This window comes from Paenibacillus sp. UASWS1643 (assembly GCF_008693195.1).
Lineage (GTDB): Bacteria > Bacillota > Bacilli > Paenibacillales > Paenibacillaceae > Paenibacillus > Paenibacillus amylolyticus_B.
This window is the reverse complement of record NZ_VXKZ01000105.1, coordinates 24,862-44,705: the sequence shown is the minus strand read 5'-3', so window position 1 is coordinate 44,705 and position 19,844 is coordinate 24,862. Positions and strand designations below refer to the sequence as shown.

The following is a 19,844-nucleotide window of genomic DNA, read 5'->3' as shown; positions in this document are numbered from 1 at the left end:
CTTGAACATGCCCGCTATCATTACGTTCCCCGTAGACCTTACACTTAAGCATCTGGATACGGATCGTACAGTACAGTATCGCCCGTTGTAGAGTCGCAGAACGTACATATCGCTCAGGCTCTCATGCTGCGGTCGAAAGGGATGACAAAGGAAACTTTCGTACCTTGGCCCGGCGAACTGACGATGGTCAAACCTTGTCCGTACATCTGGGTCAACCGGCGATGTGTATTGGTTAATCCAATGCCTCCGGTTCCGCCGGGGCCTTTCTTGGGCCACGCCAGTGCCCGTTCGATCTGCTCGGGCTGCATCCCCACACCGTCATCCTCGATCTCAATCAAGGTGGACACTGTTTGGTTGATGATTCGGATATGCACGGTTCCACCCTCAACTTTGCTGAGAATACCATGTCGAACAGCATTCTCAATGAGCGGTTGAATGGTGAGTGGCGGCAGGGATAGATCAAGATCATCGGGAATATCCCAGATGACGCTCAACCGATGCATGAATCGTTCTTTCTCAATGTAGAGATAGGCGCGGGAGAGATCCAACTCATGAGTGACCTCAACCATTTTCTCCGAATTAACAAAATGAAAGCTGGTCTGAAGGTACTCGATAAAAGCATCGCCCAGTTTCTGCATTCGCTCCGTGTCCATCTCACTAAGAACCATGATTGAGTTGAGCGTATTAAAAAGAAAATGGGGCTGAATCTGTGCTTGTAAGTAAGCAGCCTCCATGCGCAGTCGCTCATCGATGGATTGTTTCAGCACGATTAGTGATCCGATGCGATGCCTTAACTCAACGGCATCCACGGGTTTGGTAACATAGTCCGTTGCACCAGCCATGAATCCGGCGTAAACATCCGCTGGTTCGTTACGAGCCGTCAACAACAGGATGGGTAGCTCTGATACCGAATAACGTTTGCGTACGTTCTCTGTCAGTTCATAACCGGACATATGAGGCATCATGACATCGGCAATCAGTAAGTCCCACGGCTCCTGATCCAGCAATTGGAGTGCTTCAAGGGCCGAGGCCGCAGGTTGAATATGATAGGGTTCATTACCCAGCATGGAGATTAGCACTCGCAGGTTTACAGGATCATCATCAACGGCAAGAATGCGGGCGACAGTCTTGTCATGAGAATGGGACAAGGTCTGCTGCTGCGGCTCTGCAATCGCGATTTCGTCAAAGCTGTGATCCTCCCATCGCTGTTCAGTCTGATCCGTTTGCGATGTGGTATCTTCCCGTGGAAGCGAGATTTGGAAGCTCGAACCTTGTCCAGGTACAGATTGCACAGTGAGCTGGCCGCCATGGAGTTCGGTAAGCTGCCTGCTGATATGGAGACCAAGGCCGATTCCTCCACTTAATCGAGCCTCTGGGGTCCCTTGTTCATACGCTTCGAATATTCGCTGTTGCATCTCCTCGCTTATGCCCACGCCTGTATCCGAGACTTGAATTAAAATGCTTTCTCCATGTTCCCGGACAGATACGGTAATTGTACCTTCATCAGTAAATTTGAGTGCATTATGCAACAAATTGTAGAGAACCTGAACAAGTCTTCTCTCATCGGCCTGAATAAGTGGTAGTGTATCTGGAATGTCCACCTCCATATGGACAGGCCTGCCCTCTGCCATGAATCGGAACATGCCGATCACGCCTGGAATGACAGATGCAAGAGATAAGGGTTTCTTCTGAAGCGTAATCCGCTTCTCCTTCAGGCGAATCACGTCAAGGAGATCATCAACCAGTTGGGACATGCGTCGGCCAATGGTAACCAACAGTTTCATGTCTTCTGCTTGCTGTCCGCCTGATTTACGTCGTTCACGGACCGCGATGCTCTCCGCAATATTGATGATCCCGTGCAGCGGTGTACGCAATTCATGAGCCGTATTCACAAGAAACTGATCCTTCTGGCGATCCTCCTCTTTGAGCTGTTCGTACAACTTCTCGATCTCACTTGAATTGCGGAAGTATTTTCTGAACCAATAGGCGGAGAAGCCGAATATGGCCGCAATCACATCAATTGGGTAATACACGTTGGTAATTTCGTTACGCGAATTCACGATTCCCCACAATACGCTGGATAAGCTGCTGGTTGCAGCAAAGAGCAGAAAGCTTGCGTCACTTCGCTTCTCTGCTGCCATTCGGAAGAACAGGTACACAGACCATCCAATGGCAAACAGGTAAAGGAAATCAGAAAGCCCAATCTCAAGTACATGATAGATTAGGGTCACTGGTGCGACGAGCAAAAATAAACAGTAAACGCCAAGCACGCTGGCATACATACGGAACAGTTTACGCCATTGTAGATTATGGGAGAAGCTCTTAGCCATCTGTAAAAGAAAGAATGCGAACAACGGATAGGACAACGCTTTGGCCTTAACGATCCAAGTGAAGTTGAGTGGAATCCAACTCAATAACAGATTGTCATGGTCGGAAGCGACCGTTAGGGCAGCTACCAGTGTTAGCATCGAGAACGTCAGCAGAGCTCGTTCCTTTCGGATAAACAGAAACATGACAAAAGCGTATAGGCTGTGCAAAATCAGTATGGCGAATGTAATCTTTTGCAAGTCAATGGATAGTCCTCGTTCACTTCCAATGGCTTCTGGAGAACCAAAATAGAGAGAGCGTGTGATCCCTCCGCTATAAGGATCATCAAAATTGGCTGTCTGCACCAAAAGATTGAGTTCGGTAGAACCGTCAAGCACATAGGAAGTTGTAAATGCAGTCCTTTCTGGTCGATAGGCTTCGGCATGAGTGGCAGGTTGGCCGAATTCGGCAACAATGGTCCCGTTCATCTCGATGATCGATGATGTCTGGATTTTCTGAGCCCAGAGAGAGACTTCCTCCACAGATGGATCTAACAGTATGCGAAGACGGTACGTCCCATATCCGAACGATGATGAGGATTGTGGTAATGCATTACGCCAGTCACCGGGAACTTGAATCCGTGTGGATAGGTTATCCGCTATTTTCGCGTCAGAATTAGAGATTAACGCTTGGGGATAAAACTCCCATTCTCCATCCAGGGATATGGGTGAAGCGTTGGCGAGGTCCCAACCTCGAAGATCCAACACGCCTTTAGTAGGTTCAGGATGTGCGGGTATAGCGAAAGACTCGGACCATATCCAGCGAAAGCCAAGCAAAATAGTCAGAAATAGAATCGACAGCAATACATATCGGGGTATCTTTTTATAGGTTATAGGTTTCATGGCAGACTTTAGTTTTCGACAGTTTATTTCAAATTCCTGCATGCCCTCTGCCAAAGAAGAACATTTTTTTGAATACCGGAACATAGATTCTATATTCAAATGATAGCGGTCCCACATCAGGATTTATGGTAAAATTATAGATTAAAGGGTGATCAGTGAGCCAGAGGAGTTGTGCATATGAGAGTGATTTTGGTAGATGATGAATATCTCGCTCTGAGCAGGTTGAACAAACTGTTGCTAGAGAGAGAGGATTGCGAAGTTATCGGCTCTTTTCTGACGGCACAGGAGGCCATAGATCAGATCAAAATTCATCTGCCGGAAATCGTCTTCATGGACGTTCAAATGCCGGGGATGAACGGGATCGAGGCAACGGAACGTATCCATGAGGTTTCTCCTGGAACAGAAGTTATTTTCACAACCGCATATAACGAACATGCACTGACGGCCTATGGGCTTGAAGTACTGGACTATATTATGAAGCCTGTAACGCGTGACCGCTTGGAAAAAACGATGAAGATGTATCAACGCCGAACGGTGTCAGCAAGTCTGAATATAGCAGAAGGGCCATCCATGTTAATCCGTTGTCTGGGGATGCTCCAAGTCCAAGTGCACCCAAATGAGCCGCCAAAACATATGAAGTTCAGAACAACCAAGATTAGAGAGTTATTTGCCTATTTGCTCCACCATCGGAACAAACCGATTAAGCGGGATAAGCTACTTGAACTGTTGTGGCCAGAGTTGGATGAGCGGAGAGGTATATCCAATCTGCACAGTGGCATCCATCGCTTACGCAACATGATGAACGAATTCATGGGTGAGGACAAGATGGTCATTCGTTATCAACAGTTTGGATATCTATTGGAAACGGGTGAATTCAGGATTGACGTGGAAGAATGGGAAAGTCGTCTTAACCGATTGCCTCTATTATCTTCGTCTACAATAGCTGAACATCGGCAGACCTTAGATCAATATGAAGGCAAATATTATGGCGAGGACGATTACGTATGGGCTGAGCTGGAGCGCCAGCGATTGCATGCACTATGGCGTAATCATGCCATGCAACTTGCACAATATTACATCGATCTGGGACAGAATACGGAAGCACTCACGCTATATCATCGGGTACAGCAATTCGAGCCATCATTGGAGCAAGTCGGATTGGCCTTAATGAAGACCTATGATCGATTAGGTAATAAAGATCCTGTGATCGCTCAATATAATCAGTTGGTTACCACGTTAGAACAAGAGGCAGGTATACGTCCTGGCCTGGAAGTTGAGTTATGGTACCAACAATGGAAACAATCGAATATTTAATTGGATATAAACAGCCTTGCAGCTTCATTTGCAGGGCTGTTTTTTTGTTGTATTTGCTAGAGAAAGGTTTGGTAAGAGTTTGGTAAGAGACTATGTGTAGAATAAGTGCGATGTGGTAAGATTCCGCAACCGAGCACAAGATCCATTTAGAAGCGATGAACATTTTAAATAAGGGAGGCATGTGCATTAAGCAAAGGAGCCATTTCAGCTAGATGAGTCCCATCAGAAGTGCATTTGAATCGAATAATAAATAATAGTGAGCAAAAGGAGGCTGTACAACGTTGAGAATAATTAAAGTAATTCTAATGTCGATATTGTCACTTGTAATTGTGACCACATCTGCGTTCACACCAATGCCTATTGCCATGGCGGCGGACAGTATATTCTACGTATCATCGATCGGAAATGACGAGAACGTGGGGACAGAGGCAGAACCCTTTTTAACAATGAATAGAGCTCTGACTGAAATTACAGGCTCGGGGAAGATTGTTCTACTAAGCAATCTTTCACTGAATGAAATGTGGACTGTTGCTGCTTCAGGAAAAACGGTTACTATCACATCTGAGGAAGGTAACAGATACTCTATTCTTCGAGATGAGGAGTTCAAGAACAGAGATCTGATTCGGGTGTCAAATGGAAACATTACATTTGAGAATGTGAATATAGACGGTAATCATGTTGCCACTAGCCCAGCGATCTATGGGATGCAAGTAACGGGCGGTAAGGTGATGTTAAAAAATGTTGAGGTTAGAAATCATTATGTCACAACTGGAGGTTCAAGCACCGCAAGCGTCATCGCAGCACTTGGAGGAACGGTAGTGGTTCAGGAGGGAAGTCGGATTCACCACAACCGGATCACGGGGACGCTGGCAAGTAACCCTCCTTCTCTCCTTGGTGCAGGTAGTGGGGGAGTTGTAGAGATTCAAGAGGGAATCATTACTGAAAATGAAATTTCTGCGGATGGCAATGGTGTCATTGTTGGTATTGGGTTATCCGGCAAACCCAAGTTTATTATGACAGGCGGGCAGATTACGGGAAATATTCTTTCAGGTAATGGATTAGATGCTGATGGGCAAACGATTGGGAATGTTGCTGTGTATATGCGGGGAAGTGCCGCCGATGCTCGTTTTGATTTCGGAGGAACAGCCTATGTGTATGATAACCTGAATACCAGAGGTGAACAGCGTAACGTTTACTTAAAAAACACGTCGGCCACCGGCAGTGCATACTTGACACTGATTAACCCTTTGCAGACTGGCGCGAAGGTTGGTGTATACGCCAATATTATGCCTGATGACGTGACGAATCCAGTCGTTGATATTGCTATTGGTGGAGGAAGTTACCTTGCACAAGCAGCCGATCAATCCTATTTTGTATCAGATATCAATACGACGGCAGCGGTTGCGTATGATAATCAAGCTAATAAAGTTGTTCTAACATACCGAATGCCAGTCAACCTGGAACTGGATACTCCCCAGGATCTTTCTACTGTGGGTGTCAAACCTACTTTGAAAGGTTCAGTTACAGCCGGGGCCGTGGTGACCATTACAATGGTGAACAAATCTGATCCGGCTAAAAACATAGTTGGAGAAGCTACTGTGAACCCAGACGGGACATGGGAATTCACACCTTCCTCTGTGTTGCTACCTGGAGAATATACATTGAGGGTCGCAGCAACGAATAACGGAATCTCTGCTGAACCAATACGCAGGGATATTACTGTAGTAGATAAGTCAGTTGGAGGCACAGCCGGTCCAGGTGGAGTTGGTGCTCCTTCACTATGGCTTCGATCTGATCTGGGCATGGAAGTTACCAGCGGCCAGAAGGTGAGTACTTGGGAAGATCAAGGTAATAAAGGAAATAACGCAACACAAGTTGAGGTCGATAACCAACCGACTTATTGGGATGACAAGAATCATAATATTAATTTTAATCCTGTATTGGAATATGACGGAACAAAAACTTTTATGAATCTGGATGTAAATAAGCTTCCACAAGGGAAGACTCCCAGATCAATTATTACGGTTAGCAGAACCAGTAAACCTGGAGGCCTCAATTATATCATTTCCTGGGGAGCCCAAACGAGTGGTTATACTGGTATAGGGATGCTTCAGAATAACACAAGAGGCGGCTTGACGACATTTAACAGTGATAAGAACCAGACATTATATACTGCCGAAGGATTTATGGGAACGACGTTCCCGAACGAGCAATTTGTTACTTGGACAGGCGGGGATACTGGTATAAACCAAGCTAGATTGTACAGTAAAATGAAACAGGTACAGCAACTAAATGACTGGGGAAAAGATAATGTTAAGCTATGGGATACTGGTAACTCTGGCGGAGCAGTAGTCGGTAAGCTGATCCCAGCAGCTACAGGCATTGAACATTGGCAGGGCACAATTGAAGAAATTATCGTATACGATTATGCTCTGACGGACGAGGAACGCCAAAAAATAAGCACATATCTGGCGATCAAGTACGGCTATACGCTGGATCAGACGACAGCCAATTCATATGTCGATTCAAACATGGCTACGATTTGGGATTCAAATGTGAACGCAGTCTATACCCATCGCATTACAAGCATTGGTCGAGATGATCAGAGCGGCTTGATGCAAAAACAAGCCAAAGCGCAGGAACAGGGGTCAACGTTGACGATTGCATTGGGCAACAGTGTTGAGGATACCAATTCTGCAAATAAAAATAATATTTCAAACGATTCTTCTTTCTTTACGTTTGGTGACAATGGAGCAAGTACTGAATTCAAAACACCGATCACAAAAGATGAGAAAAAACTAGTTGGGATGGAGCGCATCTACAAAGTACAGAAAGCAAACTGGACTGAATCACAAATAACACTTCAGGTAGATGTAACGGGAGGTAACCCGGCGTTGCCTCAATATGTTGTGATCAGTGATGATACTCAATTTGGTAATCCAAACTCATTACATTTAATTGAGAATGGGCAAGTAACCCTGAATACCTCAAATTTTGGTCCAAATTCGTACTTTACCATTGCAACTGCTACCACTCCTTTGTCGGCGCCAGTCATCACACTGACCGAAGATGAGTTGACATGGGAAGCAGTTGAGCATGCAGATAAATATGAAGTAACAATTGAACTGGAAGATGGTACGAAGCGGACGGTGGAGGTAACCGGAACAGTGCTTAACCTGTCGCAATTGGAACCATCTCTGAAAGCTGGCACCTACACGGTGACACTCACAGCGAAGACGAACAATCCAGCATATGCAGATTCAGAAAAATCAAATGCGAAAAGTTATGTTGTTATTATTGACAAGGCGAAGTTGAAAGCCAAAATTGATGAGATTAACGGGAAGACTGAAACAGGCGAACTGGACAAAGAGGCGTACACGCCTGAATCATGGCAAACGCTACAAGATGCCCTAGAAGTTGCTCAATCCGTGTTCGACGATGAAGACGCAACACCTGAACAAGTGGAAAAAGCGTATCAGGATTTGGTGGATGCGCAGGAGAATCTTACCAAGGAGCCTGGTACTGGCATCGACACGTCAGCGCTAAAAAGCGAATATGATAGAATCAAGGCTGAAAATCTAACTGAAGCGGAATATACGCCAGGCAGCTGGGCAGCACTCGATAATGCGATGAACGAAGCAGAGCGAGTGTTGAATAATCCAACGGCAACCCAAGCACAGGTAGATCAGGCGCTTCAAGATCTAACTGATGCGAGAACGGGCCTTACCAAAGTGATTGGAACGGATACATCTACCTTGCAAACACTGGTCCCTTCCGTGGGAGGCTTGTCTCCAGCCTTTGATCCGGCTAAAGATACCTACACCATTTCTGTTCCGAATAGCGTATATCAATTCCAACTCACGCCAACGGCACTTGATCCACTTGCGAAGATTGAAATAGCTGTTGGAGATGGAGAATGGAATGAGGTTACAAGTGGTAGTGCAAGTGGGAATTTACCACTTCAAGTTGGTGGAAATAAGATCGTTGTTAGAGTAACAGATTCACTTGGCCATGTTACGTCGTACAAAATCAACGTGAACAGAGCATCCAGTGACAATGGTGGAGGCAACAACGGCGGCGGGAACAATGGCGGTGGAAATACGGGAGGTAACGGTGGAAGCACACCTGCCCCTGCGCCAGTACCAACACCAACGGCACCCGTGAAGGATAATTTGGAAACAACTCGGGATGGCAGTCATCAACCATTTGCTACATCCAAACCATCTGACAACAAAGAAACATTGGTTCAAGTTGATCCAGCCAAGTTGAATGTTGCCATGTCACAAGGCACAGGTCAGCAGTTTGCCATTCATTCGCCGAATGATGGGGATATGAAGGTGGATGGTTTAACCCTCGAAACACTGAAACAATTAGTAGATCAAGGTTCCAAATTGAACATTAGCAATCCGTTGGCGATCTATCCGGTACCTGGTGGCAAAATGGACCTGAACGGTGTGTCCAAGCAACTGGGCAACGTTGCAATGAAAGATATTGCTGTACATGTCGACATTGCACGTTCTTCGGATGCCTTGATCAGCAACGCGAAAAACAAGGCTGCAACCGAAGGGTATGAGCTTCTGGTGAATCCGGTCGATCTGGATCTTACATTTACGAAAGATGGACAGACAGTTAGATCCGGCCAGTTGAACGGCTATGCACCGAAGTATATTGCACTTCCAGAAGGTATCGATCCGAACCGGATTACTACAGGCGTAATCATTAATCCGGACGGTAGCATCTTCCATGTACCAACGGTTGTTACCAAGATCGATAGTCGTTACTATGCACTCATTAATGATTTGCGTAGCAGCGGAAGTTATTCGGTCATCTGGAACCCGCAGGATTTTGAAGATGCCAGATCTCATTGGGGTAAAACTGATGTGAACAACATCGCTGCAAGACTGGATTTGAAAGGTAACGGAGATAACACATTCTCACCGAACCGTCAGGTTACTCGTTCCGAGTTTGCCGAGATTGTTGTGCTTGGACTGGGCTTAATGCGTCAGGATGCACCACAGAATCTATTCCCTGACGTTAACGATTCCGCATGGTTCCGCTCCGCGGTAGCCCTTGCGAATGAATTCGGTATCGTTCGGGGTTACGATAATGGGAACTTCTACGGTAATCAGGAGATCACACGCGAGCAGGGATTTGCAATGGTTGCTCGTGCGTATCGTCTGATTGAACCGAAAGCGGCAATTAGCCCGAATCAGATGAACTCTGAACTGGAACGTTACAGTGATGCAGCGGATGTATCAAATTGGGCGAAAGAAGATGTAGCCCAGTTGATTGCAGCCGGAATCATCCAAGGTAATGGACCAGAGGTTCTGAGTCCGAAGACTACGATGACCCGTGCTGAGGTCACTGCATTGATTGCAAGAATGTTGAAAGTAACAAACTTGATTGATCAATAAACACAATTTAAAATGAAAAGCCTTTGCTGACATTGGGGGTCGGCAAAGGCTTTTTTAGGCATTTTTTTGTAGGGCCAGATCGTTGCTACAAAATCATCTTTCGTGCCTCTTCATTAAAGAACATAGTGACGTCTGGATAAGCGTCAAGATTGACCTGCTGTAGTCTCATGATCTTTTCAAGGAAGATGGAGTCGTTGAACAGTTTACTAACAATTATTTCGCACCAGGCCGGGGTATGCCTGAAAGCATCTACCAGCAATTGAACCTCATCAAATCGGAAAAACAGGATATATGAAGCATAGTTCTGAAGCAGTGTCTTGAAACAGTGGTTAGCGTATGTACTGGAGTGACCTTCAGCTTGAATAAGGAAATCCCGCATGATCTGGAATAATGCCTCCGGTTCCTCTGTATACAACTGTAACATCTGACTCACGTTGTTGATTAACATGATGATTGGTTCCAAACCTTCCTCTGAAGGCATATTTAACTTGGGAGATCGGCCTTCAATGGTATATAGCAGTTCCAGCGTCAGGCGTTTGCAGGCTTGGATCTCTTCAGCAGTGATTACGATTTGTTCCCTGTATTCATTTCGAAGTAAGGTGTAGTGATCATGGTATGCCGAAAAATAATCCTCCAATGAAATGTCGGTCTTCGTATGTACAAGGTGTTGTTCGCTGAATGAGCAGGCATATAATGTATCTTCATTAACCGGGTGTGCATAGAGGTAAAAAAAGAAGAAAAAGTCACGTAACAGATGCTTTTGTTCCTCGCTGAATTGGGGAATTTCGCTTAGCTGAGACAATTGGAAGAAGCTATAGCTTTTCATAAATTCATTCATGGCACTGTAGGTGTTATACGTGTTGATCGACAGCGTGGTGTTGATGGTAAATAACAGATAATACATAATCATTTCGTCATAAACATCGAGCTGTTCAAATGGTTCTGAGAGAGTCGGCTTCCAGTCTGGCCTTGATCCATAATAGGGATCTTTCGGACGCAGTCTCGACATCCAGCTTGTAAATGTCTCATCTGGGTGGGATACCATAAACAGTTCGGCACTATTATCCTCATACAAACCATACTCCATATAATCTGTGCACGAAGGCTCAGGCTTAACTCCACAATTGAATTTGAGCCGTATACAATCAGAATATAATTTTTGAAGTTCCATCGTCCTAACCTCGTTTCTGCATCATTCTCTAGGGTTCTTCTTCGTTATATTCGACACAATTTTGAGCACTCCCCCTGGATTTGGGAAAGATCATAAACCACATATATCTTTTGGTGGATATAAAAAAGAATTTCAATGGGGTGTCGTAATACTTTCGCCCTGTTGGCAGATCGTGGAATCTGAGATGATGGGTTCACCAGAGGTTCGGGTGACGAACTTCGAATCGCTGGCCTTCAGGCTATTGCGATCCTTCCTTCTACATCATTGGAGATCATAGGGTCGCAGCTCTCCTGAAGATTTCATTATCAGAGAGGAGGCGTCCAGGCTATCACATTCCTTCCTTCTAACCCTAACCTTTCATGTTATATAGGGATGTGGCTTTCCTGGACTCTTTTATCATGAACAATACGATCTATTTGCGCAGAGCGAACAAACTCATTATTGAACCCAACGAAGGGAAGCAACAGTTGCCGAAGACACACCTGGCGACTGCCCTCAAAAATATTGAAGCACTCGGATACACCTTCTCGGATGAGCTAATGCAGGCGATGCGGCAGCTGTCCATGGAACAGTTTGGAACCGTATATATTCAACTTGTGGCTGATCTGAGAGTCATGGTCGGCGCACATGTGAAGTACACACCGATGTACGCAGGATTCCCGATGCAGGTGATGCAAGCGGATGAGGCGGAGTTATATCTCAATGCGATTATTCATTATCTGACCAACCTGACTGTGGTCTACCCGGATCAACCATCTGTGGAGAGAATGCCTTTGCTGGAGAAGACGGACTTGAAAGTCATTGGTTTGGGAAACAAACAAGCATTCCAGACGCTCATTCGTCAGATCATTGAAGCAAAAGGTTCCATCTCTGAAACGGACAAGGCGGATATCGACACGGTATTGGAGCACGCAGACCCGGAAGACGTGGATGCGCTATTACCCGCTGAGATTCCGTTCAAAGAAAATGTAGGCTTTGTGGTTGCCTCGCTGTTGAAGCATGAAAAGGCGAACATCGACCGAATCGGCATGTATTTTAAAACCGCAAGTGATGTTCTCCGTCTGGCTGTTGCCTGGTCCAATGGTGATGTCAGCCTCGCTGCGGCTTCTCCCTTCCGAAAATTCAAACGCCGTGAGAGACGCCTTTTGCTCGGATTATTGGAGCAATGTGGCTCCATCACGGAGGATATGCTGCGTTATAAAGATCGCTGGATTCGTCTCGGCGAAATTCTGCATCCTTCGGAATATAAGCTTCGGTATCCACGATGCGAAGAAGCCTTTGATATTTTGCGTAATAATAAACCGTATTCGACCTTCAACGGAAGTGTGGAGCTTGCCTTCCAATATCGGAATGTCTGGAGTCTGATTGATCTGTTGTCACAGCGTCCAGGTGAATTCGCGAGAAGACTGGATCACTTGCTGCGGATGACCGAGGATGAAGCGTATGTACTGCTGGCATTTGGTGAGGTATTGGAGCAAGTCTCTACCCCGGTGTTATTGCAGGTGAGACAGCATTTTGCGCAGCGTAATGAACGGCAGGATCTGCGTGTCTTCTTCCCGAAAGGCAATGTAGCGAAGGCTTTTGGCATCCCGAATGAGCTGCCAGACATCGATGAAGCCACGTGTCGTGATGTCGTGCAATTGTGCGAGCGGGCACTGGTAGAGCGCTTCGCAACCCTTCCCACGCTTGGAAAGACCTATGTCGATCCGCAGCTTCATGATTATCTGGTGCCCTTTTCCCAGAGATCGGCAAGCAAGGCTCTGCATACCATCGTTCGTGGAAGCCGTGTGCCGATGGCAGAGGGTGATACCATTCGTTTCTTCAACTGGTGGAAAGAGGGGGACGTGGATGGAAAGTCTACAGGGCGCGTGGACATTGACTTGTCTGCGGTGATGTATGATAAGGACTGGAACTATGTGGAGCATATTTCCTATACGAATCTGCGATCCTCTAACTATAAGGCTGTCCATAGCGGAGATATCGTGACTGCACCTAACGGAGCAAGTGAGTTTATTGATCTGCATATTCCATCCATCGTGGCCTATGGAGGACGATATGTGGTGGCAACACTGCTTTCGTTTACAAGCCATCCGTATTGTGATCTGCCCGAATGTTTTGTAGGGTGGATGATGCGGAAGAAGCCGGGGTCTGGCGAGATTTTCGAACCGTCTACCGTAGCTAACAAAATCGATATTACAGCGGATACGCAGATTGCGATCCCTGTCATTATGGATCTGGTCGAACGCACCGTCATCTGGACAGACCTGGCGCTGACCAGATATCCGGACTACTACAATAACGTAGAGGGGAATCAGAAAGGTATCGTGCTGATGGGTAAAGCACTAACGACTTTACGCAAACCCGATCTGCATGACTTGTTCATGCTCCATGCCAAAGCTAGAGGAGAACTGGTGGATACAATAGATCAGGCGGATACAATCTATTCGGTGGATCAAGGCATTACACCGTACGATATCGAGCAAATTATGGCGGAGTATCTGGTTTGACCTGTTTGACTTAAATACTGGCGTTATGTGAGTATCAAGATTAGAAAAGAGTAGCTGATGCTGCTCTTTTTTCTGGTTTGGGTGCAAAGAGCCTACAGAATGGTGCAGGTAATGTCGGATGCAAAGAGAATGACTTTGCTAAGCTTAAATTAACGTGGGAGGGATGATATGGATACGCTGAGGCGGTTAAATGAAGCCTTGAATTATATTGAGGAGCATCTGATGGACGTCGTGGACATGAAGGAGATTTCCCGGATTGCCTGCTGCTCGGAATATCATTTTACACGCATGTTCTCTTTTCTTAGTGGTGTAACGCTCTCGGAATATATTCGACGTCGCCGCTTGACACTTGCAGCCATGGAGTTAAGCCAGAGTGACAGCAAAATCATTGATACTGCACTAAAATATGGGTATACATCGCCGGATTCTTTCACTAGGGCATTTCAAAGCATGCATGGCACTACGCCCTCCGAAGCGCGAAACCATGGCCCATCCCTTAAAGCCTTCCCACGGATGACATTTCAACTGACCATTCAAGGAGGAAGCGAAATGAACTACCGCATTGAGGATAAAGAGGCGTTTCGAATTGTGGGTATTCGTAAAAGGGTACCAATTGTATTTCACGGGGTAAATCCAGAGATCGCTGCGATGTACCAGAGCCTTACACCGGAATTGATTGATACGATCAAGGGGGCATCGAACGTCCAGCCCCTGGGCTTCATCAGTGCTTCGGCCCATTTCAGTGAGGGGCGGATGGCAGAACAGGGAGAACTGGATCATTACATTGGTGCAGCTACGACAAAAGAAGCACCTGAGGGCTTGGCACAGCTTGAGGTTCCTGCTTCAACGTGGGCAGTATTTACTGTCGTGGGTCCGTTTCCTGGTACGCTTCAGGAGGTGTGGGGCCGGATCTACGCAGAGTGGTTTCCTTCATCGGACTATGAGTTGAGTGAGGGTCCGGAAATGCTATGGAATGAGCACAAGGATGTTACTGTAGAGCAATATAGAAGTGAGATATGGATACCTATTCGGAAGAGATGATACGTCTCTAGCTTGGTATCTGCGGGCGCAGCCTTTGAAGCTGCGTTTTTTTGTTTTCAGAATTTGCTATCAGATATAAGAGCCGTTTTCATTGCGAACATATGTAATATAATGGTATTATTTTATTGGAATTGTAAGAATACTTGTATGTAGAAGAGTGATTTAAAAAGGGGGTGGCGAGATTAGATTTACATGAAGTGATGACTCTATTCTATACGCACGCAGACATAACATTCCATTGATTATAGACAGGCTCACATAGCAGACATATCAATATGAGACGGAAGTGTCAGTTATTATACATTATAATGTAAGCGCTTTATCGAATGAGTTCCAAGGAGGGATTTACTCATGACTAAAAGTATATTGAGAAAGGCACTTGGTTTGTTTTTAATTGTCGTCATGATTGCAACAGCTGCTGTATACCCTGCATCTACCGGACACGCGGCAACCATTAATGTTTCCGATAACGGCTCAAGAATCGAAGTAAACACCGGTTCAGGATTAGTCTATGTGGTGAACAAAACCAATGGCGATATTATATCGGCCAAAATGAACGGTACGGAGCTGAACAGCAATAGAGGATCGCATATCGGCTCAGGTTTGGGCTCCTCCGCCAATGTGACGTGGAACACCTCTCCTTCAGGATCAACCGTGTTAATCACGGTATCCACTAGCACACTAACTCACTATTATGCTTCGCGTGGTGGCGAGAACATCATATACATGGCAACGCATATCACGGCTCAACCTTCGATCGGAGAGTTACGGTACATTTTCCGCGGTAATGGTAGTGTGTTGACAGGTGTTCCGGCGAATTCCAATAATCGAGGTAACACAGGAGCAATCGAGAGTCAGGATGTATTTGGTTTCGCAAACGGTCAGAGTGCCTCGAAATATTATGGTAATGATCAGGCCAAAGACTTATCCGTTCGTGGAGTTACGGGTAATGGCGTCGGTGTATTTATGGCCTACGGCAATCGGGAAAAAAGCTCGGGTGGTCCATTCTTCCGTGATATCCAGTTCCAAAGCGGAACAGAGACGGAAGTATATAACTATATGAACTCGGGACATGCACAGACGGAGAATTGGCGCCTGGGTCTGCATGGGCCGTATGCTTTGATCTTTACAACGGGCGGTACGCCGAGTGTACCCGACTTCAGCTGGATGTCTGGTCTGAATCTGCAGGGTTGGGTATCCAGTCGGGGGAACGTGGTGCTTAATGGTCTCTCCGGGATGGATACCGGATATGCTTACACAATTGGGTTCGCTAATAGCAATGCCCAGTATTGGGTGGGGACGTCTTCAAGTGGGGCAGCCACCAAATATAGCATGATTCCGGGGACGTACACCATGACAGCATATAAGGGAGAACTGGCTGTATATACGGAAACGGTTAATGTCACGGCAGGGCAAACGACGACTCTGAATACACGTACGATCAACAATGACCCAAGTAAAGCCTCTAACATCTGGCGAATCGGTAACTGGGATGGTACGCCACGGGAGCTCCTGAATGGACAGACGATTCCGATCCGTCACCCTTCCGATAGTCGTAATCCAAGCTGGGGGCCTGTCACCTATGCTACCGGTAGCGCGACCAATCGATTCCCGGCAATCCAGTTCCGTGGTCAGAATTCTCCAACCACAATAACGTTTAATTTGAATGCATCTCAAGCGGCATCTTCTCATACGCTCAACATCGGTATTACCGCAGCTTACAATAATGGCAGACCTAGTGTAACGGTTAATGGACATGCTTTAACCAATCCTGCTGCATCTTCACAGCCCAATTCTCGTAGCTTCACCATTGGTACGTATCGTGGGAACAACACAACCTTTAGCTGGAATGTTCCAGCATCCTACTTCGTGAATGGTTCCAATACCATCACGATTACGCCAATCAGCGGTTCCAGTGACTTGGGTAACTGGTTAAGTGCAGGTTGGGTCTACGATTGTGTTGAGTTGCTGAATTGAATGAAGAATTCAATATAGTGGAAGGAATAGAGGAGGTAGCCTGCCTGGTTTTCTTAACCGGGTTCAGGTTACCTCTTAGCTTTGTCATCGGAAATGAAAAGATATCGATTCATGATATCCCTAAGGATCTTGCTTTGCTGGAGATGGTGATCCGGATAGTGGTATAATTTTCAATACGTAATCATGAGTGAATGAACGGGGAGGAAAAGAGAATGAGAGACGATCTGTTGGTTCAATTGCAAGAGTGGCATGAAGAAGATGAATTTCAGGAAATTGTAGATGCAATCCAAGCGATTCCTGTGGAAGAAAGGGATTATGAGCTGGTTAACCATTTGGGACGAGCGCTAAATAACCTGGAACGGTATGATGAAGCGGTTGAACAATTCCTGACGGTTGCTAAAGAGGGCACAGGTGACCCACTCTGGCATTATCGGATTGGACTGGCTTATTATTATCTCGAGCAATATGCGCATGCGCTGCAGGCGTTCGAAAGAGCGGATGAATTGGACCCTGAGGATGAAGATACGCTGGAGTTTCTGGGATGGATTCGAAGTAAAATGGAGGAGGAACCCTCAGAGGAACTCTTAGAGGAATCCCTAGACGAATCGGTAAGTACAGATCCAGCTGTCCCTGAGATCTCAACCGCACCTTTTAGGGATAGCCATCTGGAACCAACAGGTTTTTGGAATGACAGTGCTGAAGCCGTGGATCAATATGTGTTGGCCCCGCCTACCGATGGACAGATCGAGTCAATGGAGGAGCAGTTGGTGTTCAAGCTGCCAACATCCTATATAAACATGATGAAATTACATAATGGCGGTGTTCCCCACTATCGGTATTATCCTGTTAGCCAAGCAGAGGCTGCCAAGAAAATCCGCGTTGAGGTCAAGGGAATACTGGGTATTGGACGTGAGAAAGCACATTCGTTAGGTGGTCAATCGGGTAGCCGGTACATCATCGAGCAGGGCGGGTACCCCGAGATTGGTGTTGTGTTATGTGAGTGCCCTTCCGATTCGGAGATCGTGATGCTGGATTATCGTGAATCCGGCAATGCTGGTGAGCCCGAGGTTGTTCATGTGGATAAAAAAGAAAGCTACAAGATTACTTGGCTTGCACCCAATTTTGAAACCTTTATTCAAGGTCTGGTGAATGAGGAAAATCAACCTGCAAACCTTGAAGGTTCACTGTAAGTAAGGGTATGAGCTTCTCTTGATACAAATCGTTGAAATTGAAAAGGCTGCACCCTAACGAAGGGAGCAGCCTTTTTTGCTGCCTGGTTAGTTGTATAAACGGCCATGTTGCCGAGCTATGTTTTTGTCAAAGAATGAAAATAGATGAATTAGATTTGTTATAAAGATCCAAAATAAGCATATAGAGGCGTTCGCATTGCATAAAGGCAGTTACTCTGATAATATTTAGACATCTAATATTTAATTATATAAATTTTAGAGATCTAAATAATAATGGTTTCTCCAGGCGAAATTTCACTGGATTAGATTCATCCAAATAAATAAAATACGTTAGGAGCATTTTACATGGGAAAATTAGATAATAAAGTAGCCATTATTACTGGCGGAGCCTCGGGAATCGGGGAGGGCATGGTTGATCTTTTTGCACAGGAAGGCGCCATCGTCATTGCAGCAGACATTAATGAGGAAGCTCTGGAGAAAGCAAGCCAAAAAGAGAATGTGTACGGAATGAAGTTGAATGTATCTTCGGATGAAGGTTGGCAGGCACTGGCGAAAGTAGTGAATGAACGTTTTGGGAAAATTGATATTCTGGTCAACAATGCAGGCATATCTTCAGAGAAGCCATTTGAGGAAATCAATGCACAGGATTGGGAGAAAATGCTCTCCATTAACGGTTACGGCCCATTCGCTGGCATGAAACATGTCACTCCTTATATGGCGGCCCAGAAGAAAGGTTCCATCGTCAATATCTCATCGTACACCGCTTTGATTGGACAAGGATTCAACCATTACTCGGCATCCAAAGGCGCGGTACGTGCATTATCCAAAGCCGCTGCGACGACCTTCGGACGTCAAGGTATTCGGGTGAATGCTCTTTTTCCTGGGATCATCGAAACACCAATGACCCAATCCTTGAACACATCAAAGGAACTGCTTGAACGATTAATTCAGGCAACGCCTCTGCAGCGTCTGGGCCAGGCTATCGATATTGCCAAAGCCGCGTTGTTCCTGGCGTCGGATGATTCTTCGTACATTACAGGATCTGAACTGGTGATCGATGGTGGCTACTCAGCCCAATAGCGTGTAAAATGATGACAGCCCTTAAGTTGAATGAGGGCTGTTGTTTATTTTTTCGAGGAGGATCTAATGGAAGAACAGAACATTTTTGAGCTTATACACAACATGGATAATTTCACCAATAAATTAATCATACAATGGAACAAATCATTCAATGAGGACCTCGGTGTCTCTCATGTGCTTGTACTCAGCCATCTCCATCAAAATGGAAAAAGCCGACCTTCGGATATTGCAAAAATGTTAGGGTTCACGCCGCCTACACTCAGTTATTTATCTGACAAGATGGTAGCCAAGGAATTAGTCGTCAGAATGGTAGATGAAGCGGACCGTCGCATTATTTATTTGAACATTACGGATAAAGGGGCCGAAGTCCTCGGAAGAGCAATATTGGAGGGCCAGAAGCTGCGTAAGAATTTATTCCAGAAATTAAACGAAGAGGATCGAGCGCAATTAGTCCATATTTTTGAGAAGATGAATCGGGAAGATTGAGCCATAGCCTGGAAGGGAGACAGAAGGTGATATGGAGGAACCGCTCAAAGTATATAACACCGCAGTTGAAGCTTTTCTTGAGGTAATCGGGGGAAAGTGGAAGCCTGTTATTCTATTCCATCTTACCTTTGGCAAGAAACGTAATGGTGAGCTGATGAAACTGATCCCTGCGATCACTCAGAAAGTGTTGACTCAGCAACTTGGTGAACTAACGGAGGCGGGGGTTATTGTCCGTATTTCCCATCACCAAGTCCCACCTAAAGTGGAGTATGAGTTAACAGAGTATGGATGGAGTCTTAAAGAGATTCTTCATCTAATGTGTAGGTGGGGCGATATACACGTGGAGAATGTTTATGGTGATCGAGGGAAAATTCTGTTTAAGCCGCCAACGACTAATGACGTTGAGTGACTTATATAAGCCGATTCTGGAATTCAGGAATCGGCTTATTATGCAT

General features: G+C 45.8%; 11 protein-coding genes. 9 read left to right on the top strand and 2 right to left on the bottom strand.

Annotated elements, in window-relative coordinates; genetic code table 11:
- Nucleotides 1-113: 113 nt before the first annotated feature.
- On the bottom strand, nucleotides 114-3,209 hold the full coding sequence (locus FE296_RS11805; protein ID WP_190945150.1) for a hybrid sensor histidine kinase/response regulator: 3,096 nt from the start codon (nucleotides 3,207-3,209) through the stop codon (nucleotides 114-116).
- 177 nt (nucleotides 3,210-3,386) lie between these two features.
- On the opposite strand from FE296_RS11805, the gene FE296_RS11800 reads away from it, so the two are divergent.
- Both FE296_RS11800 and FE296_RS11795 read left to right on the top strand, forming a co-directional pair.
- Entirely contained in the window at nucleotides 3,387-4,523 is a 1,137-nt protein-coding gene (locus FE296_RS11800) for a response regulator (protein ID WP_150365022.1), read from the top strand.
- A 281-nt stretch (nucleotides 4,524-4,804) separates the two neighbouring features.
- The gene (locus tag FE296_RS11795) at nucleotides 4,805-9,937 is read left to right on the top strand and encodes a DUF8202 domain-containing protein (RefSeq protein ID WP_150365021.1); all 5,133 of its coding nucleotides are present in this window, start codon (nucleotides 4,805-4,807) and stop codon (nucleotides 9,935-9,937) included.
- Between the two features lie 85 nt (nucleotides 9,938-10,022).
- Here the strand turns inward: FE296_RS11795 and FE296_RS11790 are convergent, their stop codons facing one another.
- The gene (locus tag FE296_RS11790; protein WP_124116876.1) at nucleotides 10,023-11,108 is read right to left on the bottom strand and encodes a hypothetical protein; all 1,086 of its coding nucleotides are present in this window, start codon (nucleotides 11,106-11,108) and stop codon (nucleotides 10,023-10,025) included.
- A 398-nt stretch (nucleotides 11,109-11,506) separates the two neighbouring features.
- On the opposite strand from FE296_RS11790, the gene FE296_RS11785 reads away from it, so the two are divergent.
- The 7 genes from FE296_RS11785 (at nucleotide 11,507) to FE296_RS11755 (ending at nucleotide 19,798) form a co-directional block, all read left to right on the top strand.
- Nucleotides 11,507-13,615: a cytoplasmic protein gene (locus tag FE296_RS11785; RefSeq protein WP_150365020.1), complete on the top strand. Its 2,109-nt coding sequence runs from the start codon at nucleotides 11,507-11,509 to the stop codon at nucleotides 13,613-13,615.
- Between the two features lie 168 nt (nucleotides 13,616-13,783).
- A complete protein-coding gene (locus FE296_RS11780; protein WP_124116874.1) occupies nucleotides 13,784-14,656 on the top strand; it encodes an AraC family transcriptional regulator in 873 nt (290 codons plus the stop codon).
- A 351-nt stretch (nucleotides 14,657-15,007) separates the two neighbouring features.
- Entirely contained in the window at nucleotides 15,008-16,633 is a 1,626-nt protein-coding gene (locus FE296_RS11775; protein ID WP_150365019.1) for a rhamnogalacturonan lyase B N-terminal domain-containing protein, read from the top strand.
- 212 nt (nucleotides 16,634-16,845) lie between these two features.
- A complete protein-coding gene (locus tag FE296_RS11770) occupies nucleotides 16,846-17,823 on the top strand; it encodes an SMI1/KNR4 family protein (protein WP_150365018.1) in 978 nt (325 codons plus the stop codon).
- A 345-nt stretch (nucleotides 17,824-18,168) separates the two neighbouring features.
- Nucleotides 18,169-18,903, top strand: coding sequence for an SDR family NAD(P)-dependent oxidoreductase (locus FE296_RS11765; RefSeq protein ID WP_124116871.1), 735 nt, complete (start codon nucleotides 18,169-18,171; stop codon nucleotides 18,901-18,903).
- 66 nt (nucleotides 18,904-18,969) lie between these two features.
- On the top strand, nucleotides 18,970-19,389 hold the full coding sequence (locus FE296_RS11760) for a MarR family winged helix-turn-helix transcriptional regulator (RefSeq protein WP_074092829.1): 420 nt from the start codon (nucleotides 18,970-18,972) through the stop codon (nucleotides 19,387-19,389).
- 31 nt (nucleotides 19,390-19,420) lie between these two features.
- Nucleotides 19,421-19,798 carry a winged helix-turn-helix transcriptional regulator gene (locus FE296_RS11755; protein ID WP_124116870.1) on the top strand — a complete coding sequence of 126 codons (378 nt, stop codon included), beginning with the start codon at nucleotides 19,421-19,423 and terminating at the stop codon, nucleotides 19,796-19,798.
- The last annotated feature ends 46 nt before the right edge of the window (nucleotides 19,799-19,844 follow it).